Here is a 23914-nt window from a genome sequence, read left to right as displayed (position 1 = left end):
CCATGGCAATGCGTGCGCGCCCGCGTGCGCCTTTCCCGCCGGAGGCGGGCGCCCAGACGACCACCGACCAGAGGAACGACAAGACCCGTGCCTGCGCTGACGCTTTCGAGGTTGCTACGGATTGGTGAAGGTCGCACGGTCAAGCGGCTTGCGAACCTGGCGGATGAAGTCATCGCCCTGGAGGACGAGTGGTCGGCGCTGACCGACGCCGAACTCCAGGCCAAGACCGATGAGTTCAAACAGCGCTACGCCGAGGGCGAATCCCTCGACGAGCTGGTGCTGGAGGCCTTCGCGACCGCGCGGGAAGCGTCCTGGCGAGTGCTCAACCAGAAGCACTACAAGGTGCAGATCATGGGCGGCGCCGCCCTGCACATCGGCAATGTGGCGGAGATGAAGACCGGTGAGGGCAAGACCCTCACCTGTGTGCTGCCCGCCTACCTGAACGCCCTCAGCGGCGACGGCGTGCACGTCGTGACCGTCAACGACTACCTGGCCAAGCGCGACGCCGAGTGGATGGGCCGCGTGCACCGCTTCCTCGGTCTCGAGGTGGGCGTCATCCTGTCGGGCATGACCCCGGCCGAGCGCCGCGCGGCCTACAACGCCGACATCACCTACGGCACCAACAATGAGTTCGGCTTCGACTACCTGCGCGACAATATGACCCACTCGCTGGACGATCTGGTCCAGCGCGGGCACAACTTCGCCGTGGTCGACGAGGTCGACTCCATCCTCATCGACGAGGCCCGCACCCCGCTCATCATCTCGGGCCCGGCGGACGCCTCCTCGAAGTGGTACGCCGAGTTCGCGCGCATCGCGCCGCTGCTGAAGAAGGACCTGCACTACGAGGTCGACATCAAGAAGCGCACCATCGGCGTGCACGAGGCCGGCGTCGAATTCGTCGAGGATCAGCTCGGCATCGACAACCTCTACGAGGCCGCCAACTCGCCGCTGGTCAGCTACCTGAACAATGCCATCAAGGCCAAGGAGCTCTACACCCGCGACAAGGATTACATCGTCCGCGACGGCGAAGTGATCATTGTCGACGAGTTCACCGGCCGCATTCTGGTGGGCCGCCGCTACAACGAGGGCATGCACCAGGCCATCGAGGCCAAAGAGGGCGTGGAGATCCAGCCGGAGAACCAGACCCTGGCCACCATCACGCTGCAGAACTACTTCCGCCTCTACGACAAGCTGTCCGGTATGACCGGTACCGCCGAGACCGAGGCGGCCGAGCTGCACCAGACCTACGGCTTGGGCGTGGTGCCGATCCCGACCAATAAGCCGATGATCCGCCAGGATCAGTCCGACCTCATCTACAAGACCGAAGAGGCCAAGTACTCCGCGGTCGCCGACGACATTGCCGAGCGGCACGAGAAGGGCCAGCCGGTGCTGGTCGGCACCACCTCGGTGGAGCGCTCGGAATACCTGTCCAAGCTGCTCACCAAGCGCGGCATCCCGCATTCGGTGCTCAATGCCAAATTCCACGAGCAGGAAGCCCAGATCGTCGCCGAGGCCGGCCGGCCCGGCGCGGTCACCGTGGCCACCAATATGGCCGGTCGCGGCACCGACATCGTGCTCGGCGGCAACCCGGACATCATTGCCGACCTGCTGCTGCGCAAGCAGGGCCTGGACCCGGTGGAGACCCGCGAGGAGTACGAGGCCGCCTGGCACGGCGCGCTGGAGCGGGTGAAGGAGCAGACCGAGGCGGACGCCGACGAGGTGCGCGAGGCCGGCGGCCTCTATGTGCTCGGCACCGAACGCCACGAGTCGCGGCGCATCGACAACCAGCTGCGCGGCCGCTCCGGCCGGCAGGGCGATCCGGGTGAGTCCCGGTTCTACCTGTCGCTGGGCGACGAGCTCATGCGGCGCTTCAACGGCGCGGCGCTGGAATCCATCATGACCCGGCTCAACCTGCCCGACGACGTGCCGATCGAGGCCAAGATGGTCTCGCGCGCCATCAAGTCCGCGCAGACCCAGGTCGAGCAGCAGAACTTCGAGATCCGCAAGAACGTCCTGAAGTACGACGAGGTGATGAACCAGCAGCGCACGGTCATCTACGCCGAGCGCGCCCGCATCCTCAACGGCGAGGATATGGAGGGGCAGGTTCAGGAGATGATCACCGACGTGATCACCGCCTACGTGCAGGGTGCGACCGCCGAGGGGTACGTCGAGGACTGGGATCTGGAGAAGCTGTGGGGGGCGCTGAAGACGCTGTACCCCATCGGGCTGGACTACCGGGAACTCAGCGGCCAGAACGCCGACGGCGAATTCGGCGAACTGTCGCGCGAGGAACTGCTGGAAGCCGTTCTCGACGACGCGCACGCCGCCTACGAACGCCGGGAAGCCGAGATCGACGGGCTCGCGGGCGAGGGCAGCATGCGCAATCTGGAACGGCAGATCCTGCTGTCGGTGCTGGACCGCAAGTGGCGTGAGCACCTGTACGAGATGGACTACCTCAAGGAGGGCATCGGCCTGCGCGCCATGGCGCAGCGCGACCCGCTGGTGGAATACCAGCGCGAGGGGTTCGACATGTTCTCCGCCATGCTCGACGGGTTGAAGGAGGAGTCGGTCGGGTTCCTGTTCAACCTCCAGGTCGAGGTGCAGCAGCCGCAGCCGGCGGGTGTGAATGTGGGGGCGGGGCTGCAGTCGCCGGTCGGCAACCGGCCGCTGCCTACCCAGGAAGCCGCGCCTACTGCGGGCAATGGCGCTCCGGCGGCGTTGCGTGCCAAGGGGATCGACGAGTCGGGGCCGCGGGGGCTGAGCTACTCGGGGCCGGACGAGGGTGGTCGGGCGGCTGTGCACAGTGACGCCGAGGAGTACGGGCAGCAGGGGGGCGGGGGTGGTACGCGGCGCGAGCGGCGTGAGGCTGCGCGGTCTCAGGGGAAGCTGGACAAGGCGCCGAAGTCCAAGCGTCGGCGGTGATCTGAAGGCGTTGAAGAGTGTTGGCCCCCTGGGTGCTCCAGGGGGTCAGTGCTTTTGTGTGATGGTGTGACTGAGGGTGGGAGGTCTTCTGATCAGGGACGCTCGTGGCTGTGTTTGATTTGCCTCCGCTTCGCTCCGGCGGGGTTCGGGGCCTGGAGGTCTCGATTTTTCCCTCCCTCCGCGCACGCCGGAGCTCCTCCGCTTCGCTCCCCCGCTCCGACGCACGCTCCACTCAGTCCAAAATCGAGACGGCCCCGAACCCACACAGTTGATGCACCAACTGTCATCCCTACAGTTGATTGACAGTTCGCCTGCGGCGGACCAACATACGGGCAGACGAGCTGATCACCGCACTGGCTGGTGACCAGAACAGCTCGAGATCGCACCAGCCCATTGCCGCACGGGGCTGGGCAACCGATTGGGCTGGTGGGAACTCTTCAACTGCGCTCGGACTACCGCTGGGCGCATCCGCTCCGCTCAGTCCAAAATCGAGACGGTCCCGAACCCACACGGCGAGTGCACCAGCTGTCGTCCCCGCCGTTTAGTGACAGTTCGCCTGCGGCGGACCAACGCACAGGCAGAGGGGCTGATCACTGCACCGGCTGGTGACCAGAACAGCTCGAGATCGCACCAGCCCATTGGTGCAATCGAGACGCCCCTGCCCCTTGCCAGTGGATGCACCACCGGCATACGTGTCGTCCATTTGACGGTTTGCCTGCGGCGGACAAACTCGGATTGGCAACCCGGTCAGGGCGGTTGGGGGTTCGTCTTCGGCGGACAAGCTCGAGTGGGCGGGTCGGGGAGGCGAGGGTGGCTAGTCGAGGTTGACGGATTCGCCCCAGTAGCGGGGGTCCCAGTTGATCAGGATCATTCCGGCTACGCTGCCGGTGCAGGTGCCGCAGGCGTCGACGTGGATGTGGCTGTCTACGTCGGTGTCGCCGTTCAGGACGGCGCGGGTGGAGAGCCAGACGGCGCGCAGGTACATGGCGGCGGGTCTGCCGCAGCGGACGCAGTCGGGGAGGGCGTTCGCGGGGTCGTTGCGGCCGATGCGGACCTCGGGCGTTACCGGTGCGCCGGGGCCGAGGGCCGCGTCGAGGAGCGGTGAGAACTCCTTGCGCTCATGGTCTTCCACGTCGGCAGGCTAGCGACTTCCGAAAGCGGGCGCTACCGGTACGGATGTAGGGGGCCTAACGGTCGGCTCACCGTATGGTCGTAGTGGGAGATCACCCCGGGGTAGCGTCCTCGGATCGCCTGTGCGGACCCATGATCGAGGACGGCTCGGCGGCGGTCAGGGTTCGCTGAGGGAGAGGTGGGCTCGTGATGAGGCGTGCGGTGGTGATCTCGGCGGCGGTCCTATTGTCGGCGGCGCTCTGGCATTTCGGCACCGGGTTGCATCCGCTGCCGGGGTTGGCCTTTCTCGCACCGCTCCCGGTGCTCTTGCTCGCGCTGCGCGTCAACGGGGCGACGGCCTTCCTGGCGGGGCTGCTCGCCTGGCTGGGCGGTCAGGCGCAGATGTGGTCGTACTTCACCGTGACGCTCGCACAACCGGCGGCCTTCACCGCGGCGCTGCTCGGCGGCTCCGCGCTCGTCTTCGGCGCGCTGGCGGCGTTGCTGCGGGTGCTGCTGCTGTGGGACCGGCCCGTGCTGGCGGCGCTGGTGGTGCCCGCGGGCTGGGTGACGCTGGAATACGTGCTGTCGCTGGTGGGTTCGACCGGCGCCTGGTGGAGCATCGCCTATACGCAGGCCGAGGTGTTGCCCTTGATCCAGACGGCCGCGGTGACCGGCGTCTGGGGGCTGACCTTCCTGATCCTGCTCGTGCCCGCGGCCATCGCGGCCGTGACCGCTCCGGCCACCACACGGGCGCAACGGATTCGGGTGGGCGGCGGGCTGGGGGTGGTGCTGGTGGCCGTGACCGCGTTCGGCGTGTGGCGGCTCACCGCGCCCTACGACCGAGAGCACGTCCGCGTCGGGCTGGCGGCGATTTCCCAACCGCCGGACTATGTTCCGGTGGATACGGCCGACGGGCGGGATATGGTGGCCCGCGCGGTCGCCGAGGTCGAACGGCTGGCCGATCAGGGTGCGCGCGCCGTGGTGCTTCCCGAAAAGGCCTGGCGCGCCGATGAATCCAGTCTGCCGCTGCTGTCCGGGCCGCTCTCGGAGGTGGCCGCGCGGCGCGATATCCACGTGGTGGCGGGCCTGGTCCTCACCCGGGGCGGGACCAGCGTCAACGCCGCGATCGACTTCCCGTCCGGGGCGACCTACGCCAAGCATTACCTGGTCCCCGGCCTGGAGGACGAGCTCGCCCCCGGTACGGAATTCCAGCTCGTCCCGGGTGAACCCTGGGCTCTGGCAGTCTGTTTCGACTTGGACCGCCCGAACCTGGTCCGCGAGAACCACCGCCGCGGCGCGACGCTACTGCTGGTCCCCGCCCTCGATTTCACCGATGATCACTGGCTGCACAGCCGCATGGCCGTCGTGCGCGGTGTGGAATCCGGTGTGGGTGTGGCCCGGTCGGCGCAGTTGGGCGAGCTCGTCGCCAGCGATTCGCGCGGGCGCGTCCTGACTTCGGTGCGCGCCGACATCTCCGCGACCGCGACCGCCCTGGCCGATATTCCCCTGACCGAATCCCGCACCGTGTACGCCCGTTTCGGCGACTGGTTCGCCTGGCTGTCGGTGGCCTTGTTCCTGCTCGCCGCGATCGCCGCGGCGCCGCTGCGGCTGCGCGGGCGGCACTGAACGCCGGGCACGCCGAATGCCGAGGGCGGTGCTCAGGGCGCCCACCGCGCCCGATCCCACTCGTCCTGCCAGTCATCCGGGTCGGCCGCCCCGGGCGGCAGGTCGCCGTCCTCGTCGGGTGCTTCGTCCTCGGGGGACTCCGGGGACGTTCCTTCCGGTTTGTCCTCCGATAGCGGGGTGCCCTCGACGTCGTCGTCACCATTGCTCATGCGATCCCTCGCTGCTCCTCGATTCCGGACAGAACCAAGCTGGCAATCTTCTGGCTAATTTACTGTGCAAGGGGTGGGTTCGATGCGGCAGGGTGTCTCTCCGTCGCGGCGGCGCCATCGTGCGCAATGCCGCTACTCGAATCAAACAAATCCGCGCCGAATTGCGCTGGCTCTCGAATGCGTATCACGCGCTATTCGGGATGCAATGCGAATCGAAATAGAATGTAACTGAGCGGAATGCGGAACTATTTCGCGCATGCGAATACGGCCCGATGCCGATAAGCGCCGGGCGGTGGTACGAAATGGGTCACTTTGTGTGGCGATTCTTTGCCTCGATGCGCAATCCCCGCGGTGCGCGCCGCCGGCATCCCCCTCCGGAAAGCTCGTGTGTGACGGCCGGTCGGCCGCTGGACGGACATTATCGGTCCATGGTGCCGAAGGGGATCGGCCGCTGTATCGGTCACTGAATCTGTCGGTAGGTTTACCCGCTGCTCAGAGCGATGTAGATCACTCTCGGGCGGGGGTCTCGCGGCGTCGCGGCCGCGGCGTCGGCCGACCCGGCGCGCCGCGCACTTATGTGCGCGACTTTGCACATTTAATTGCCCAAGATGTGGACTTGAAATTGATTACAGGTTGACAAACGCGGTAACTTGCGTCGTGCGCGAGAAACAAGTGCTCTATGGGCGGGGACAAGAACAGGACGAGCTGGATCGAATGCTCGTCGCGGCGCGATCCGGAAGTGGATCGGCTGTCGTCTTGTGGGGTGATCCGGGCATCGGCAAGTCCGCGCTGCTCAATGCCGCCGCCGACCGTGCCGGCGAATTCCGGATACTGCGCTGCCGCGGCTCCCGTTCGGAGTCGGAACTGCCTTTCGCGGCGCTGCACGAACTACTGCTGCCGGTCGCCGGCCGGGTGGCCGCGCTGCCCGCTCCCCAGGCCGCCGCCCTGGGCACCGCGCTGGGCGCGGAATCCGGTCCCGCCGACGGTTTCCTGGTCGGGGCGGCGCTGGTCGCCCTGCTGTCCGCCCTGGCCGCCGAGGGCCCGGTGCTGCTGATCGTCGACGATGCGCAGTTGGTGGACGATGCCACCGCCCGCGCCCTGGTCTTCGCGGTCCGCAGGCTCGTCGTCGCGCCCGTGGTGCTGCTGTGCGCGCAGCGGGACGATCCGGCGGCGACGGTGTGGAGCCAACTGTGCGCAAGGCCGCTCACCGGTCTGTCCGATGCGGATGCGCGATTGTTGCTGGAGGACGGCCACCCGGGCATTGCGAGCCAGCGCGCCGCCCGCGCGCTGCAGGCGGCCACCGGCAATCCGCTGGCGCTGCGCGAACTCCCGATCGAGGCCGAGGAGTTCGCGGGCATCGCCCGCGGGCCCGTCCCGCTGGGACCGCGGCTGCGCGCCGCCTTCCGGGACCGGATCGCCGAGCTGCCGGATCCGGTGCGCACGCTGCTGCTCGTGGTGGCCGCCGAGGCGCGCGGGGTGATCGGCGTCGTCGCCACCGTCGCCACCGCCCTCGATATTCCCGAATCCGCCTGGGAACAGGCGGAATCGGCGGGCTGGCTGGAGGTCGGCGACGGCCGGGTCGAGATGCGGCACCGCCTGCTGTGCACGGCCGTCTACGACGCCGCGACCCCGGCGCAGCGGCGGCGGGTGCACCTCGCCGTGGCCGCGGCGCTCACCTGCCCGGCGGACGCCGACCGCGCCAACTGGCATCGCGCCATCGCGGCCGATCGTCCCGACGCGGAATTGGCGGCCGCCCTGGCGGCGGGCGCGGAGCGCGCCGAGACCGATCCGGCGACCGCCGCGGCCATGTTGCGCCGGGCCGCCGCCATCACCCCGGACCCGGCGGCCGCCGGGCTCCGCTTGGCCGCGGCCGCCCGGCAGGCCTGGGAGGGCGGCGATATCGAGTCGGCCTGCCGGCTGCTGGACCGCGCCGCCGAACGTGTGCCCGCCGACCGGCTGGCCGTCGCCAGCGGCGGTCTGGCGGGCCGCCTGGAACTGGTGACCGGCGAACCCGAGCGCGCGAGCCGGATCCTGTTGCGCGATGCCGAGATCGTCGATCCGGCCAGCGCGGTGAGCCTGCGCACCCTGGCCCGCCGCGCCCGCTGGGCGGCCGGTCACGACGATATCGACCGCCCCGATTTCGCGGCCTTCCATACCGAGCCCGATCCGCGCACCGCCCAGCGGTTGCTCCCGCCCGCCGCGCTGGTGCTGATGTGGGGCATGGCGGATCGGGCGCTCGAGCCCTACACCCAGGCCGCGCGCTGGCACACCGCCGAGACCTCCCCGGGCGCGGTCTGCCTGCTGCCCCAGCTGGCCACCCTGCAATTCGCGAACGGCCGCTGGGCGGCCGGCGAGGAAACCCTGGCCGAGGCGTTCGAGCTGGCCCACTCCGGGGGCGTGCGGAACATGCTGGCCCAGTGCTGGAATCTGCGGGCCCGGCTGGCCGCGCTGCGCGGTGATGCCGACACCGTCGCCGAGAGCGTGGATCGCGCGCTCGCGCTGGCCCGGCCCAGCGGCGCGAATGTGCTGATCGCCCAGTCCTATTGGCAGCTCGGCTTTTTGGCCCTGGGCACCGGCAATGTGGAGACCGCGCATCTGCGGCTGCGCGCGCTGATGCAGCCCGGTCACGAGGCCCGCCATCCCACCTATGCCCGGCTCGCCGCGCTGGACATGGTGGACGCCGCCTGCCGGGTCGGCCGGTTCGACGAGGCGGCCGAATACTACGAGCTCATTCGCGATTGGGCCGTGCACTCCCGGGCCACCTGGGCGATCGCGGACGCCTACGCCTGCCGCGCGCTGCTCGGCGCCGACGATCGCACCGATCACTACTTCCGCCGCGCCCTCGCCGTCGGTGATGTCCGCCACGGCCCGGTCCGCCACGCCCGCATCCAACTGCACTACGGCAAATGGCTGCGCCGCAACCGCCGTCGCGGCCACGCGGCCGAACAGCTGCGCGCCGCCGTGGAAGCCTTCGAGCGCGCCGGCGCCGACCAGTGGGCCACCCGCGCCCGCCTGGAACTGGACCTGACCGGCAAGCGCCCCGCCGTGGCCGAGAACGGCTCGCTGCTGACCACTCAGGAATTACGCGTGGCCCTGCTGGCCGCGCAGGGTATGACCAATCGTGAGATCGGCGCGGAACTGCTGCTCAGCCCCCGCACCGTCGGTCACCATCTCTCCCGCATTTTCGGCAAACTCGGCTTGAGCGGCCGCGCCGAACTCGCCGCCATCGATTTCGAGAACGGCATGCGGATCATCCGGCCGATTTGACGGTCACCCGGTGAAACGCCGAATGCCATGAATGGTTATAACCAGTCATGGCATTCGATATTCATCGAATTTCTACGGGTGGATCGTACGGCGGATTTCCGGGCGCGGTCGCCGGCGGCGGCCGCAGCGGCGCCACCGCGCACGCCGACGAGCCCACCTCGCACAGCCACCGGCCCACCGGATCCGCGGCCGCGACGGCCGGCGCCGCCGCCACCCCGAGTGCCGCCGATATACCCAGTGCGGCAATGGTTCTACGAGCTAGCAAAAGATCCTGACCCCTCCATCGACAACGGCTCGCACGGTAGCGGCGCCCGGCGCGCGGGGCATCGGCCACGGAATCGGTCGCCGAATCCGCCGTCGTATCGGTCGTCAGGGTGCGGTCTGGGTGCGGAACCAGGGGTCGTTGGAGTTGAGGGCCGTGAGCAGCAGCCGGATGGCGGCCACGCGGCGCTCCTTGCCGGGCAGGTTGTCCAGGGCGCACTCCGGGTCGGTGGGCGGGCCCAGGTGGGTGCAGCCGCGGGGACAGTCCTCGATGGCTTCGGCGAGGTCGGAGAAGGCGCTGATGACATCGTCGGGGGTGATGTGCGCCAGGCCGAAGGAGCGCACGCCCGGGGTGTCGATGACCCAGCCGCCGTCGGGCAGCGGGAGGGCGACCGACTGGGTGGAGGTGTGGCGGCCCTTGCCGACCCCGGAGACCTCGCCCACGGCGCGATCCGCGTCGGGGACAAGGCGATTCACCAGGGTGGACTTGCCGACGCCGGAGTGGCCGATGAAGGCGGTGAGGCGGTCGTCCAGCAGATCGAGGACCGGCTCCAGCGGGTCCTCGATACCGCCGTAGACAATGGTCAGGTCCAAATCCTCGAAGGCCGAGGCGAATTCGGACTCGGCGGCGAGATCGTGCTTGGTCAGGCACAGAATCGGTTGCAGGCCACCGACATACGCGGCGACCATGGCGCGCTCGACGAAACCGGTGCGAGGCGGGGGATCGGCCAGGGCCACCACGATGAACAGCTGCTCGGCATTGGCGACGACCACCCGCTCGAACGGGTCGGTGTCATCGGCGGTGCGGCGCAGCACCGTTCGGCGATCGGTCACCCGCACGATGCGGGCCAGGGTGTCGGGCTTGCCGGACAGATCGCCGACCACGTCCACCTGATCGCCGACCACAATGGGGGTGCGGCCCAGCTCCCGCGCGCGCATGGCGACGATGTGCCGGTCCGGATCGCCGTCGAGTACGCAGCCCCAGCGGCCGCGGTCGACCGAAACCACCATGGCCGCTTCGGCATCCAGATGCTGGGGGCGGGTCTTGGTGCGTGGGCGCGTGCCCTTGCCCGGGCGGACCCGGACATCGGTCTCGTCGTACTCCCGCCGCCTCAGTGGTCGTCTCCACGATCAGCAGAGTCCGCTCCCAGCATGCCCTGCCAGAGTTCGACGAAGTTCGGGAGGGTTTTGGCGGTGGTGCCGATGTCCTCGATCTCGACGCCCGGCACGGACAGGCCGATGATGGCGCCGGCGGTGGCCATCCGGTGGTCGGCGTAGGAGTGCCACTGCCCGCCGTGCAGCGGCGCGGGCACGATGTAGAGCCCGTCCTCGGTCTCGGTGACCTTGCCGCCGAGCCGGTTGATCTCGGTGGAGAGCGCTGCGAGCCGGTCGGTCTCGTGCCCGCGCAGATGCGCGATGCCACGCAGCCGGGACGGCGAATCGGCCAGCGCCGCCAGCGCCGCGACGGTGGGCGTCAGCTCACCGACATCGTGCAGATCGATATCGATACCGGCCAGCCGCTCCGGCCCGCGCACGGTCAGCGTCCCGTCGAAGATGCGCGCTTCCGCGCCCATCCGTACCAGGATTTCGCGAATCACGTCACCGGGCTGGGTGGTGTACCGCGGCCAGTGCGGAATGCTCACCTCGCCGCCGGTGACGGCGGCGGCCGCCAGGAACGGGGTGGCATTGGACAGATCCGGCTCGACCTCCCAGTCCACCGCGCGGATCGGGCCGGGCGACACCGTCCAGGTCTGCGCCTTGCGCGGATCGGTCGGCGCGTCCACCCGCACATCGGCCTCGCGCAGCATCTGCACGGTCATCTCGATATGCGGCATGGACGGCAGCGCCGCACCGCTGTGGTTCACGGTGATGCCGTGTTCGAACCGCGCCGCCGAGAGCAGCAGCCCGGAGACGAACTGCGAGGATCCGGAGGCGTCGATGGTGATCGGCCCGCCGCGCAGCGATCCGGTGCCGTGCACCACGAAAGGCAGTGCGTTGCCGTCGATGTCGACGCCGAGCCCGCGCAGCGCCTCCAGAATGGTGCCCAGCGGCCGCACCCGCGCCTGCTCGTCGCCGTCGAAGGCCACATCGCCGGTGGCCAGCGCCGCCACCGGCGGCACGAAGCGCATGACCGTGCCGGCGAGCCCGCAATCGATGACCGCGCTGCCGAATTCCTTCGGGGGCGTGACGGTGAGGGTGTCGCCGTCCCCTTCGATGGTGGCGCCCATGGCCCGGAGCGCCTCGATCATGAGGTTGGTGTCGCGACTGCGCAGCGCTCCGGTGAGGGTCGACGGCCGGTCGGCCAGGGCGGCCAGGATCAACGCCCGGTTGGTGATCGATTTGGACCCGGGCAGGGTCACGGTGGCGTGCACGGGAAGTTCGACATGGGGCGCGGGCCAGAAAGTCACCGCTCCATCTTCCCAAACGATGGATACCCGGCGGGGGCGCACGCCCCCTTTCCGGGCAATTCTGGCATCGCTTACTTGGCGCGCCCGTGAATCAGCGGCACGATCTTGCGCAGCAGCTTCATGGTGCGGTCGGTGCGCGAGTACGACAGCAGGGCCATGCCCGGGATCGTGAACTTCTGCACCGCAATGGAATGCGGCCGGGTGAACTCCAGCAGGCCCGGCGCGCCGTGGATGCGGCCGATGCCGGAATCACCGCTGCCGCCGAAGGGCAGCCCGGAGATGGCGGCGAAGCCCAGCACCGAGTTGACCGAGGTGGCGCCGACCTTCAGGCGGCGGGCGATCTCCAGGCCCTGCTTGCGCGAGTAGACCGCCGAGCCCAGCCCGAAGGTGCTGTTGTTGGCCAGCTCCACGGCCTCGTCGACACCGTTCACGGTGCGAATGGTGACGGTCGGGCCGAAGGTCTCCTCGCACACCGCGGCGGAGGATTCGTCGGCGTCGACAATGATGACCGGTTCGATGAAGGGGCCCTTGATCGATTCCGGGCCGCCCAGCACGGCCTTGCCGCCGTTCTTGAGCGCGTCCTCGATATGGCGGCGCACGATGTCGATCTGGCTGGGCATGGTCATCGGACCGTAGGAGGCGCCGGCCTCGGAACCCGGCTTGACATCGGTGAGGATGCGCTTGACCTCGGCGATGAACTGATCGGCCACCGACTTGTCGACGTACACCCGCTCGACGCCGGCGCAGGTCTGGCCGCTATTGGCGGTCGCGCCCCAGGCCACGGCATCGGCGGCGGCCTTGATATCGGCATCGGCGGCCACGATGACCGCGTCCTTGCCGCCGCATTCCAGCAGCACCGGGGTGAGCGTGTCGGCGGCCGCGGCCATGATCTTCTTACCGGTCGCGGCGGAGCCGGTGAACGCCACCTTGTCCACGCCCGCGCGGACCAGGGCCGCGCCCGTGGCGCCGAAGCCGTTGACGGTGACGAAGACGCCGTCCGGCAGTTCCGGATTCGCCTCGGCGAAGCACTTGGCCACGAAATTGCCGATGCCGGTGGAGAATTCACTCGGCTTGAACACCACGGCATTGCCGGCGGCGAGCGCGTAGGCAATGGAGCCGTTCGGCGTGTAGACCGGGTAGTTCCACGGCCCGATGATGCCGATGACGCCCAGCGGCCGCTGTTCGAGATGCGCGGAGAAGTTGGCCATCAGCGCACCGGGCGCGATCTTCTTGGGCTTGAGCACCTTCTCGGCATTGGAGGCCGCCCACTTGATGTGCTCGAGCGCCAGCATGAGCTCGAGGAAGGCGTCGTCGACGGGTTTGCCGTTCTCGGCGTGAATGAGCTCGCACAGTTCGTCCGACTTGGCGACCAGTTTGCTGCTCCAGCGCAGCAGATGCTTCTTGCGCTCGGCGTAGGTCAGCGCGCCCCAGGTGGCGGCGGCGGTGCGCGCCTTGGCCACGGCGGCGCGGACCGCGTCCTCGTCATCGATCTGGTAACTGGCGAGGGCCTCGCCGGTGGCCGGGTTGACGGATGTCAGCGTGGCGGCGTGGTCGATCGAGGCGGTGTCGGAAGCAGACATGATGGCGGCAGTCCCCTAATGAGAGTGTGATGGGACGAACGTCTCACAGGTCACAACTGAAGTCAATCGCCATCAGATCCTTTGCCGGTCCCTCCCGCGCGCCGCCGCCTCGCAACTGTCGGTTGCCGGTGGCAGCATGGTCGGCATGTGCGGCAGATACGCGACAACGACGAATCCCGCCACGCTGGCCGCCGAGCTCGATGCCATCGACGAGACCGGCGACAAGGGCTTCGACCCCAACTACAACGTGGCGCCCACGAATCAGGTGCTCACGGTGGTGGAACGACACGATCGCGACCATCCGGAGGACCCGGCGACGCTGCGGCTGCGGGCCATGCGGTGGGGTCTGATCCCGCCGTGGACCAAGGCGTCCGAACCGGGTGTGCCGGTCAAGGGCAAACCGCTGTTCAATGCCCGCGCCGACAAGGCCGCCACCACCGCCTCCTTCCGCGACGCGGTGAAGAAGCGGCGCTGCCTGGTGCCCATGGACGGCTGGTACGAGTGGGTGACCGAGCAGGACGCGCTCGGAAAGGCCGTCAAGAAGCCCTATTTCATGTCCCGGGGCGACGGCGAGCGCCTCTATATGGCCGGTCTGTGGTCGGTGTGGCGCGACCGCGATCAGGGCGATGCGGCCAAACCCTTGCTCTCCTGCACGATTCTCACCACCGATGCCGTCGGCGAGCTCACCAAGATCCACGACCGCATGCCGCTGCCCATGCCGCGGGCGCACTGGGAGGCCTGGTTGGATCCCGATCATCCGGCGCCCGCCGAGCTATTGGAGACGCCCGCGCCCGCCGATATCGCGGATATCGTCGTGCGCGAGGTGCCGTCGCTGGTGAACAGCGCCAAGAACAACGGCCCGGAGCTGTTGGGCTCGGCAGACGAACAGGCCGGGCAGATCAGCTTGATCTAGGCCCGGCCCGCGCACTCGATTCGACCGATCAGATATTGCATTTCATCGACGGCAGCGCGAATCCCAGCCCGCATTTGAGCAGGCCGGCGGTGGTGTCGATGGCCTTGGTCATGATGCCGCTGCCGAGCGACTCCGCCTTCTCGGCGGTCTTGTCCTCCTTCGGCGGCTGCCCGGGCGTGCCCGGATTCGGGGCTAGCGGATACTGCGGGGCCTGCGCCGGCATATCGACGATGGGCGCGGCCGAGGCCGCGGTGACGGTCAGCGGGCCGGACCCCAGCGCCAGCAGCAGCGCGGCGGAACCGGCGACCACGATGGTTCGAATACGCAGATGGGGGGACATAACCGCATCACATCCTCGGGTCGAACGAATCCGGTCGGTACGCACGCAGTCCAGTAATGCACACATGCGGGCGCGAACCGTGGATTCGCGCCCGCGTGCGCGGCGATGTACGCCGGATTGTTGCCGTCGGCCCCGCGCTCAGCGAGCGGACCGCGATTCGGTGAAGACCGGGATCTGCATGGTCACCGGATCGGTGATCGGGGTGGTTTTCACGAGGTCGACGATGGGGCGGTTGCCGGGCCGTTCGTCGTCGAGGACCAGTTCGCCGAAGCCGATCTTCCGCTGGATCTTCTGCATCCAGCCCGGCGCCCACCAGCAGTCGTCACCGAGCAGTTTCATCGTCGCCGGCACCAGCAGCATGCGGATCACGGTGGCGTCGATGAGCAGGGCGGCCACCATGCCGAATGCGATGTACTGCATGAGCACCAGATCCGAGAAGGCGAAGGCGCCGGTGACCACGAGCAGGATCAGCGCGGCCGCGGTGATGATGCGGCCGGTGTGCGCGGTCCCGATGCGGACCGCCTCCGTGGTGGAGGCGCCCTGCGCGCGGGCCTCGACCATGCGCGAGATCAGGAAGACCTCGTAGTCAGTGGACAGGCCGTAGACGAGGGCGATGATCAGGATCAGCACCGTCGCCTGGATCGGCTGTGGCGTGAAGTTCATCAGCCCGGCGCCGTGGCCGCCGATGAAGATCCAGGTCAGGATGCCCAGGGTGGAGCCGAGCCCGAGGGCGCTCATGATCGCCGCCTTGATCGGCAGGATCAGCGAGCCGAAGGTCAGGAACATCAGCAGCGTCGTCACGAGCAGGACCAGCGCGATCATCAGCGGCATCCGGTCCAGCAGGGCGTCGATGCTGTCCTTCTGGACCGCGGGCACCCCGCCGACGAACAGGCTCACCCCGTCGGCGGTCTCGATCGACCGCAAATAGTCGATGGTGGCGTCGGCGCGGCGGGAGTCGGTCAGCAGCGCACTGGTCCGGTAGACGGCCGGCTGGGTGGCGGACCGTTGTGGCATACCGAATTTCCCGGACAGCCCCGGTGCGTCGTTCGCCTGATTCCAGACCGCGCCGACCTTCGTGCTGTCGGCGGCGACGATGACCAGTTCGATCGGGTCGGCCCGGCGCCCCGGAAACGCCGTATCGATCTGCTGCTGCGCGAGCCGAGTCTCATTGTCCGGCGGCAGATACCGCTCGCTGAACCCCCCGAAGGCCAGATCCCGCACCGGCAGGATCAGCAACAGCAGCACAACGGTCAGCGTGCCGCCGATCTTCAACGGCCGCTGCATCACCCAGCGCGTGCACCTGCCCCAGAACCCGTTCTCGACCTCCTCCGCCGTCTTGGTCTTGCGCAACCGCTTGATCCCCAGCATGTCCACCCGCGGACCGAGCACGGCCAGCATCGCGGGCAGCACCGTGATCGCGGTCAGCGCCGCCAGTGACACCGCCGAAATAGCGCCATAGGCAATCGATTTGAGAAAGCTCTGCGGAAACAACAGCATGCCGCCGGCGCTCGTGACGATCATCGTCGCGGAGAACACAACCGTGCGCCCGGCGGTCATCACCGCGCGCCGCACCGCCGCCTGTGTGTCGTACCCCTCGGCGAGCTCTTCCCGGAAACGACTGACGATGAACAGCCCATAGTCGATGGCCAACCCCAAGCCGATCATCGAAACAACCGGCTGGACAAACGAATTGACTTCGAAGTACTTGGTCAGGAAGCGGATGATCCCGTTCGCGCCGACCATCGTCAGCCCGCCCACGATCAACGGCAACGCGGCGGCGACCAGGCCGCCGAAGATGAAGAACAGCAGCACCGCCACCACGGGAAAGGCGAGCAGTTCCATACGCCGGATGTCCTCGGCCATGGTGTCGTTGAGCGCCCCCGCCACCGGTTTCAACCCGCCGACCTGCACGGTCACACCCGGGATATCGAAGGCGTCTTTGACCAGCCGGTAGTTGTACAGCATCGCGTATTCGCTGTCACCGCGGATCGCGATCGACGCGACCGCGTACTTCTTATCGGGCGTAGCGAATTGCGGCCCGCTGGCCCTGCCCGTCTCGGTGGTCCAGTAGGCTCCGTTGATCCCCGCGATCTGCCCGGCGTACTTGCGCGGCAAGCTGTTCAGGCTGTCGATGACCTTTCGGCTGAGCTCGGAATCATCAACGGTCCCTTCCTCGGGCGCCGTATAGATCGCGATAATGTCCGCATCGTGGCTCTGCGGGAATGACGCCCCGATCAGCCATGCGGCCTGTGCGGATTCCGACCCGGCGTCATCGAGCCCCCCGGAACCGAGATGATTCCCCAGCCCGAACCCGTACACGCCCAGCGTGAGCAATCCGGCGACGACAATGCCGAGCACCCCGAACCGTTGTCGGTACACGAGGCTGCCCCAGCGCGCGAACACTATGTCCCGCCGATCATCAGGACTTCCCCCAAAAGACTTTCCGGATTGTGCAACTTCGGGAGAGATTAGTGTGCATCATCGGCGCCTGCAAACGCGCTGCGAGCCATGGTGATAGCGACCGGCTTTGAATCGTTGTGAACGGACGGAAAAATATCGATTGCTTGTCGGCATCGTGACCGGGGTTACGATCACCAGCTATGTGTTCAGTGGATCCAGGTCGAATTCTCGGCGGTACGGTGTGACGAAACCAGATAACGTCGTTGCCGATCCGGCCGCACCGGTCGAGGAAAAAGTACGCACCCACCGTGGCCGGTTCGAGTTTCTGGACGCGCTCCGCGGTGTGGCGGCACTGGCGGTGGTGATCGGGCATTGCTCGGAGCGGCTGTGGCCCGAGTACGCGCGGTTCTCGGCATCGTATTTCGGGGCCGGTATGTTCGGGGTCTTCGTCTTCTTTATGGTCAGCGGCTTCATCATTCCGGCGTCTTTGGAACGCGGGCGATCGCTGGGCGCGTTCTGGGTGGGCCGATTCTTCCGCTTGTACCCGCTCTTCTGGGGCAGCTTGGTCGCGGCGATGGCCCTCTATGCCGTAGGCCGATTCAGCCTGCAGTCGGGCTTCGCGGCCGATCCCGTGCTGAACCTGGTCACGAATGCCACCATGGCGCAGTTCTTCCTCGGCGCGCCGGATACCCAGGTCATCGGCGCCGCGTGGACGCTCACCTATGAGCTGGTGTTCTACATGATGGTTTCGCTGCTGTTCCTCGCCGGACTGAACCGCCGATCGGTGCCGCTGGCTTTCCTCGCCCTCGGCTTGATCCTGCCTGCCGGGCTGCTCCTGCCGGTCAGGATGGTCAACGGGCCTGACGCGAACCTTTCCGGTCGCGTGCTGGTCGTGGTTGTGACCGTGGCCATCGCGGTGTTCTTCGCGCGCCGGGCGGCCACCGGGCGCGCGGCCGTCGCCGCCGTGCTGCTCGCATCGATCGTGGTCCCGCTGGTGCTCAACCAGCCCGGACCGTCCGGATACACCACCGCCATCTTCGCCACGATGTTCGTCGGCACGGTGCTCTACCGAATGACAGCGGGGGAGATCGGCGCCAAGCTCGGCTGGGGAGTATTCGGGTTCGCCGTATGCCTGCTCTTCGCGCTCAAGCTCCTCCAGCAGCCCTATCTGGATCCGCACACCGGCGCCGTGGTCACCTGGAAGAAGGAGGCCATCACCATTATCGGCGCCTACCTGCTGTTCGGGGCGGCGTTGCTGTTGCGCCGGTACGCTTTCCCGCGCCCGCTGCTGTTCCTGGGCCGAATCAGCTACTCGCTGTACCTCATGCATGCCCTCGTACTGCAGGCCATCTCCCCCTGGACGGAGTCGGTCGCCGGAATACCTGCGACCTGGCTCACCTGGGGCACCTGGATGGTCGGCTCGATCGCGCTCGCTACCTTGACCTACTACGCGATCGAGAAACCCTTCCAGGGCCTCGGTCATCGTCTGATCGCCAAGATGGACGCGCGGGCGTAGCCCGCGGTTGCGACCGGCCCCTGCGAGGGGCCGGTGCGCGAGCCCCGTCAGCGATGCTCAGTGCTCGCATAGGCCGATCCCGCGGCCAGCAGGTGGGCGCCCTTGCCGAACAGATCGACGAGGAATCCGAGAATTTCCATGATGGTCTGTGTTCCTAACTGCCAATGTATTGGTGGAGCTTTGTTTCGGTGACAAGCGTTATCACACGACCGCTTGATCGGATCCGTCATCGAATCGGTCATCGAATCGGCTGCTTGCCGCCGGGGATGACGTGGGTGAACGGGTAAAGAACAGTCGCCGAATTCGAACGCGGCGTGGCTCGTTCGTGTATCGGTCATCGAATCTGTCGGTGCATAGGTCATTGAATCCGTCATTGAATTGGTCAGTGCTGGAAGGCGGGTTCTGCATTTGCGAAGCGTGGTGGCAGGCATTAATGTCTGAATCCGCATAATCCGAGCAGGATCGCGAGCTCTCGCGCTCATCAAGTTCGCTGCCGGGGAGGAATCAGTTCGTCGGCGAACAGATGCGATGCCACCAATGGGAGTGGGGCGTCGGACGCGTCTGTCGGAAAGTGTCAGGGGCAGTTCATGACAGCGGTCGTTGCGGTTCGTACCGAGCCGGCAGACCTATCGGATACTCATCCGCCGTTCGCTTTTCGTGGCGTCGCGATCATGTCCGCGCTCTCGTTGATAGTGCTGACGGTCACGGCGGGGCGGTACGAGTTCTTCGGTGATGAGCTCTATTTCCTTTCCGCCGGACGGCGGCTCGACTACACGTACGCCGATCAGGGTGTCGTGGTGGCGTTGTTCGCCCACATCGCGGATGTGCTGGCGCCGGGATCGGTGACGGCGGTGCGGATTCCGGCCGTCGTGATGGCCGTGGGCGCGATCGTGGTGTCGGCGTTGATCGCCTACGAACTGCGGGGCAATCGGCGGGTTCAGCTGCTCGCCGCGTTCACCTACGGGACGTCCTATCTGCTGGTGACCCAGTGCGCGCTGAGCACCTTCTCCTTCGACGCCACGCTCACGGCCGTGATCACCTGGCTGCTCATCCGCTGGGTGCGCACCCGCCAGGATTGGCTGCTCGTGGTGGCGGGTGTGGTCGCGGCGCTGGACATGCAGGTGAAGTGGATGATCCCGCTGGTGTGGGCGTGCCTGGGGCTGGCCGTCATCCTGTGCGGTCCGCGGGAGATCCTGCGCCGCCCCGCGCTGTGGGTGGGCACCGGCATTCTCGGCCTGTCCGTGCTGCCGATTCTGTATTGGCAGTCGCAGCACAACTGGCCGCAGCTGGCGATGGGCCCGATCATCGGAGCGGAACAGGACGCCACGGGCTACGGTCCGCCGGGATTCTTCCCGCAGTGGCTCGGTTTCGCCGGGTTCACCGGCTGCCTGCTGATCGCGGTCGGCTTCTACGCGGTGGTCAAGCAGGAATCGCTGAAACCGTATCGCTTCATCGCGCTGGCGCTGCTGCTCATGACCGCGTTCGTGGTCATCACGCACGGCCGGCCCTACTACCCGACGGGCTTCTTCCCCGCCATGTTCGCCATCGGGGCGGTCGGCCTGTGGCAGTACCCCCGGAAACGGTGGATGAACCGCGCCATGATTCCGATCGTCGCGCTCACGGTGGTCACCTATATCGGCACGCTCACCCTGCTGCCGCTGCCGCCCAGCTGGCGCAGCGTGACCGAGACCCCCATCGATCTCGGTATCCGGTCGGCGTTCTGGGGAACCACCAACTGGGACCGCATGGTCGCGGCGGTCGACACCGGCTACCAGACGCTGACGCCCGAGGAAAAGGCGCACTCCGCCATCATGACCCAGGGCTACTGGCAGGGCGGCGCGGTCGAGCAGTTCGGCGGCAAGTACGACCTGCCCGCCACCTACAGCCCCAGCCGCGGCTTCGGATTCTTCGGCCCGCCACCGGATTCGGTCACCACGGTCGTCTTCGTCGGCCTGGACACCGCCGAACCCGATCTGCGTTCCCGTTTCGCCGAGGTCGAACGCGTGGTGCAACTCGACGACCCCATGGGCATCCCCGGCATCGACCGCATGGTCGCCGTCTGGACCTGCAAGGGGCCGAAGCAGCCGTGGCCGGTCCTGTGGGACACCATGACCACGCTGTACTTCGATCTGGGCCACTGGCGCGACTCCCGCTTCACCACGCGGCCCACGCACTGACCGACGACGACCACCGCGGCCGCCTCGCCTAGCCGATGGCCTCGGTATCGGCCTCCACCACGGCCTCGCGCCGGGCCTGGATACCGCCCGCGGTGCGCAGCGGCACCTCCTTCCAGAACAGCACCAGCACCATGGCGATGAGCGCGACCCCGGCCGCCGACAGGAACACGGTGTCCATGGCGTCGGCGAAACCGGCCTTGAACGGTTGCGCCAGCGTCGGATTCAGCTGCTGGATGACGGAGCTGTCCTCGAGCACCTGCGCCGCCGCCGAGGTGTCCTGGTGCGCCAGGCCGGTGGCCAGCGCCGCGTCCACCGGATTGGCGCTGTGCACGCCTTGCGCGACAGCGGCTTTGAACTCCGGCTGCGTCGCCGCGGCCTGCAGCTCGGTGCTGATGTTCGGCGAGACCTGCGCGAACAGGATGGACAGGAACACCGCCACGCCCAGCGTGCCGCCGATCTGCCGGAAGAAGGTGGCGGCCGCGGTCGAGACGCCCATGTCCTGCGGCGGCAGCGCGTTCTGGATGGCCAGGGTCAGCGGCTGCATGAGATTGCCCAGGCCCAGCCCGGTGATGAGCATGAACGACATGGTCACCCACAGCGGCGTGTCCACGTGCACGAAGTGCAGCAGGAACAGCCCGAGCACCAGCAGGCCCGCGCCCAGCGGCGGGAACAGCCGATAGCGCCCGGTGCGCGCGATGAGCTGACCGGCGAAGACCGAGGCCACCATCATGCCCACCACCAGCGGCAGCATCTGCATGCCGGCCAGGGTCGGGCTCGCGCCCCGCACCACCTGCAGGTACTGCGGCAGTAGCGTGATGCCGCCGAACATGGCCGCGCCCACCACGACCGAGATGACCACGCCGAGCGCGAAGGTGGAGTTCTTGAACATGCGCAGTGGAATCAGCGCGGCGTCACCCTGTTTCGCCTCCACGGCCACGAAACCGATCAGGCCGAGTCCGCCCACCACGTAGCAGGTGATGGAATTGGCGCTGCCCCAACCCCATTCGCGGCCCTGCTCGGCCACCACCAGCAGCGGCACGATGCCGAGCGCGATGGTGAGCACGCCGAACCAGTCCACGGCCTGCTTGGCGCGCGCGACCTTCGGCAGTTTCAGCACCTTCGACACCACGGCCAGCGCGATGATGCCCAGCGGCACGTTCACCAGGAACACCCAGCGCCATCCGGAGATGCCCAGGATCTGGTCCTGCCCGGCCAGCACGCCGCCCAGCACCGGCCCGACCACGCTGGAGGTGCCGAACACGGCCAGGAAGTAGCCCTGGTAGCGGGCCCGCTCCCGGGGGCCGACCATATCGCCGAGGATGGTCAGCGCCAGCGACATCAGACCGCCCGCGCCCAGGCCCTGGAAGGCCCGGAAGGCCGCCAGCTGGTACATCGACTGCGCCAGCGTGCACAGGAGCGAACCGGCCACGAACAGCGTGATGGCCGCCAGATAGAACGGCTTGCGGCCGTACATGTCCGAGAGCTTGCCGTAGAGGGGAGTGGCCAGCGTGGCGGTGATCAGATACGCGGTGGTCACCCACGCCTGCATCGAATACCCGTGCAGGTCATCGGCAATGGTGCGGATGGAGGTCGACACGATCGTCTGGTCCAGCGCGCCCAGCAGCATGCCGAGCAGCAGGCCGCTCAGCACGACCATGATCTGCTTGTGGGTGAAACCTGCGGGATTCGCCTCTGCCTCTGTGTTTTCTGCGGTCGTGGTCACGAATTACTCTCTGCGGATTCAGGTTTCGGGAAAAGAAGGGATCGGGACGCCAGCTCGGTGAGCATGGCCTGGCGGCCGGCCTCGTAGTCGTCCACGAAGCGCTCGAACAGTCCCGCGAAGGCGTCCCGCTCGGCGGGCGCCCACTGGTCGAAGATCGTGCGCAGCGCCTGATTGCGCAGGGCGCGGATCTCGGCGGCCGCGGTGCGGCCCAGCTCGGTCACCGCCAGCACGCTGACGCGCCCGTCGGCCGGATCGGCCCGGCGCTCCAGCACCCCGCGCTTGACCAGGCTCGCCACCTGGCGGCTGATGGTGGAGGCGTCGGAGTAGAGCGAATCGGCGAGCGCGCCGGAGCGCATGGGCCCGCAATGGAGCAACTGGAACAGGATGGCGAAGGCCGCCGGTTCGATCTCGCCATTGGTGGTGGCCGCGACCTGGGCGTTGGTGCGGTCGCGCAGCCTGCTCAGCCGGGTCATCTGAAAGCCGACGATATCGAGCAACTCATCGGTGACGGGGTCATCGGACACAGCCGACCACCTCCTTGCATCTATCAACTGCTTGCACTAATCAACTAGTTGTACCGTGCAAGTATGTGGAGATAGTTGCTAGAAGGCAAACAGTTTTTCCGGAAAGGTGGCTCAGCTCACCGCGACGGACGCCGTGACCGCACCCGTCAACCGCACCAGATCCGCCGGCGCGAGCTCGATCTCCAGCCCCCGCTTCCCCGCGCTGCACAGCACCCGATCCCACTGCAACGCCGATTCGTCGACCACCGTCGGCAGCCGCTTCTTCTGTCCCAGCGGCGAAATCCCGCCCAGCACATAGCCCGTCGTGCGCTCGGCCTTGGCCTTGTCCGCCATGGCGGCCTTCCCGCCGCCCAGCGCCGCGGCCGCCGCCTTCAACGACAGCGTGGTCGGCACCGGCAGCACCGCCACCGCCAGCCCGCCCGAGCTCAACTCGATCACCAGCGTCTTGAAGATCTGCTCGCCGGTCAGCCCGAGCTGCTCGGCCAGCGCGTCCACGGCCTCCATGCCATACGAATCGCTGCGCGGGTCATGGGTATACGCGTGTACCCGGTGATCGACCTTGGCCTGTACCAATGCCTTGATCGCGGGAGTCGAAGCAGCCGCCATGCGCCTCACCTTAGCCACCCGCGCTGATCTTCTCGCGGGGGTTTCGGGGCGCGGCCCCCAAGATCACCTGGGCGTTCGGGTGCGAGGCCCCTGAGAGTTCCGAGAGTTGGACAAAGGCGGGAACAGGGCGACGGGTCGGCCTGTTGCACGCATTACGCGTTTCGCCGAAACCGAATGGCCCACGGTGAGCGAGCGCCACACTCATTCATCGAAGGAGGAGTCCGTGACCGTTCTGGTCCTCGATCCCCCGGTGCGGACCGGGCCATCTCTCACGGCGCTCGATGCCGGTTTCCTGGCGCTCACCCCTCGCACGGTAGATTCAATTGCTACCG

The 23914-nt window shown here is 67.7% G+C and carries 16 protein-coding genes; 6 read left to right on the top strand and 10 right to left on the bottom strand.

All coding sequences use genetic code 11. The features are described from left to right. Window positions 1–87 precede the first annotated feature (87 nt). Window positions 88–2922 (top strand): preprotein translocase subunit SecA, encoded by a 2835-nt coding sequence (gene secA, locus ACYQ5L_RS31450; RefSeq protein WP_459961830.1) that lies wholly within the window; start codon window positions 88–90, stop codon window positions 2920–2922. Window positions 2923–3736: 814 nt separating this feature from the next. Here secA and ACYQ5L_RS31445 read toward each other — a convergent pair. Continuing rightward, window positions 3737–4054 (bottom strand): hypothetical protein, encoded by a 318-nt coding sequence (locus tag ACYQ5L_RS31445; RefSeq protein WP_459961829.1) that lies wholly within the window; start codon window positions 4052–4054, stop codon window positions 3737–3739. Between the two features lie 188 nt (window positions 4055–4242). Here ACYQ5L_RS31445 and ACYQ5L_RS31440 point away from each other — a divergent pair, with 188 nt between their 5' ends. After that, window positions 4243–5658 (top strand): nitrilase-related carbon-nitrogen hydrolase, encoded by a 1416-nt coding sequence (locus ACYQ5L_RS31440; RefSeq protein WP_459963599.1) that lies wholly within the window; start codon window positions 4243–4245, stop codon window positions 5656–5658. Window positions 5659–5690: 32 nt separating this feature from the next. On the opposite strand, the gene ACYQ5L_RS31435 is transcribed toward ACYQ5L_RS31440, so the two are convergent. Then, window positions 5691–5867, bottom strand: a complete 177-nt coding sequence (locus ACYQ5L_RS31435; RefSeq protein ID WP_459961828.1) for a hypothetical protein — start codon at window positions 5865–5867, stop codon at window positions 5691–5693. Window positions 5868–6524: 657 nt separating this feature from the next. On the opposite strand from ACYQ5L_RS31435, the gene ACYQ5L_RS31430 reads away from it, so the two are divergent. Next, the gene (locus tag ACYQ5L_RS31430; RefSeq protein ID WP_459961827.1) at window positions 6525–9134 is read left to right on the top strand and encodes a helix-turn-helix transcriptional regulator; all 2610 of its coding nucleotides are present in this window, start codon (window positions 6525–6527) and stop codon (window positions 9132–9134) included. Between the two features lie 369 nt (window positions 9135–9503). On the opposite strand, the gene rsgA is transcribed toward ACYQ5L_RS31430, so the two are convergent. The 3 genes from rsgA to ACYQ5L_RS31415 all read right to left on the bottom strand — a co-directional run bounded on the left by rsgA (window position 9504) and on the right by ACYQ5L_RS31415 (window position 13383). Further along, the gene (gene rsgA, locus ACYQ5L_RS31425) at window positions 9504–10511 is read right to left on the bottom strand and encodes a ribosome small subunit-dependent GTPase A (RefSeq protein WP_459963598.1); all 1008 of its coding nucleotides are present in this window, start codon (window positions 10509–10511) and stop codon (window positions 9504–9506) included. Beyond that, window positions 10508–11803 carry a 3-phosphoshikimate 1-carboxyvinyltransferase gene (aroA, locus tag ACYQ5L_RS31420; RefSeq protein WP_459961826.1) on the bottom strand — a complete coding sequence of 432 codons (1296 nt, stop codon included), beginning with the start codon at window positions 11801–11803 and terminating at the stop codon, window positions 10508–10510. Before aroA ends, rsgA begins: the two co-directional genes overlap by 4 nt. Window positions 11804–11874: 71 nt before the next feature. Further along, window positions 11875–13383, bottom strand: a complete 1509-nt coding sequence (locus tag ACYQ5L_RS31415) for an aldehyde dehydrogenase family protein (RefSeq protein WP_459961825.1) — start codon at window positions 13381–13383, stop codon at window positions 11875–11877. 145 nt (window positions 13384–13528) lie between these two features. On the opposite strand from ACYQ5L_RS31415, the gene ACYQ5L_RS31410 reads away from it, so the two are divergent. Then, window positions 13529–14296 carry an SOS response-associated peptidase gene (locus ACYQ5L_RS31410; protein WP_459961824.1) on the top strand — a complete coding sequence of 256 codons (768 nt, stop codon included), beginning with the start codon at window positions 13529–13531 and terminating at the stop codon, window positions 14294–14296. Window positions 14297–14324: 28 nt separating this feature from the next. Here ACYQ5L_RS31410 and ACYQ5L_RS31405 read toward each other — a convergent pair whose 3' ends face one another. Continuing rightward, window positions 14325–14636, bottom strand: a complete 312-nt coding sequence (locus tag ACYQ5L_RS31405) for a hypothetical protein (RefSeq protein ID WP_459961823.1) — start codon at window positions 14634–14636, stop codon at window positions 14325–14327. A 138-nt stretch (window positions 14637–14774) separates the two neighbouring features. Next, complete coding sequence (locus ACYQ5L_RS31400) at window positions 14775–17039, bottom strand: MMPL family transporter (RefSeq protein WP_459961822.1); 2265 nt, start codon at window positions 17037–17039, stop codon at window positions 14775–14777. A 238-nt stretch (window positions 17040–17277) separates the two neighbouring features. Between ACYQ5L_RS31400 and ACYQ5L_RS31395 the strand changes: the two genes are divergently transcribed. Both ACYQ5L_RS31395 and ACYQ5L_RS31390 read left to right on the top strand, forming a co-directional pair. After that, window positions 17278–18552 (top strand): acyltransferase family protein, encoded by a 1275-nt coding sequence (locus ACYQ5L_RS31395; protein ID WP_459961821.1) that lies wholly within the window; start codon window positions 17278–17280, stop codon window positions 18550–18552. A gap of 671 nt (window positions 18553–19223) precedes the next feature. Continuing rightward, entirely contained in the window at window positions 19224–20729 is a 1506-nt protein-coding gene (locus ACYQ5L_RS31390) for an ArnT family glycosyltransferase (RefSeq protein WP_459961820.1), read from the top strand. Between the two features lie 28 nt (window positions 20730–20757). Here the strand turns inward: ACYQ5L_RS31390 and ACYQ5L_RS31385 are convergent, their stop codons facing one another. The 3 genes from ACYQ5L_RS31385 to ybaK form a co-directional block, all read right to left on the bottom strand. Further along, on the bottom strand, window positions 20758–22452 hold the full coding sequence (locus ACYQ5L_RS31385) for an MDR family MFS transporter (protein WP_459961819.1): 1695 nt from the start codon (window positions 22450–22452) through the stop codon (window positions 20758–20760). Continuing rightward, a complete protein-coding gene (locus ACYQ5L_RS31380) occupies window positions 22449–22976 on the bottom strand; it encodes a MarR family winged helix-turn-helix transcriptional regulator (RefSeq protein ID WP_459961818.1) in 528 nt (175 codons plus the stop codon). The genes ACYQ5L_RS31385 and ACYQ5L_RS31380 overlap by 4 nt, the downstream gene beginning before the upstream one ends. Before the next feature lie 111 nt (window positions 22977–23087). Continuing rightward, window positions 23088–23582, bottom strand: a complete 495-nt coding sequence (gene ybaK, locus ACYQ5L_RS31375; RefSeq protein ID WP_459961817.1) for a Cys-tRNA(Pro) deacylase — start codon at window positions 23580–23582, stop codon at window positions 23088–23090. Between the last annotated feature and the right edge of the window lie 332 nt (window positions 23583–23914).

It is taken from the genome of Nocardia sp. IFM 10818, assembly GCF_054655275.1.
The sequence above is the reverse complement of the archived record's forward strand: the minus strand, read 5'-3'. Positions and strand labels throughout refer to the sequence as shown.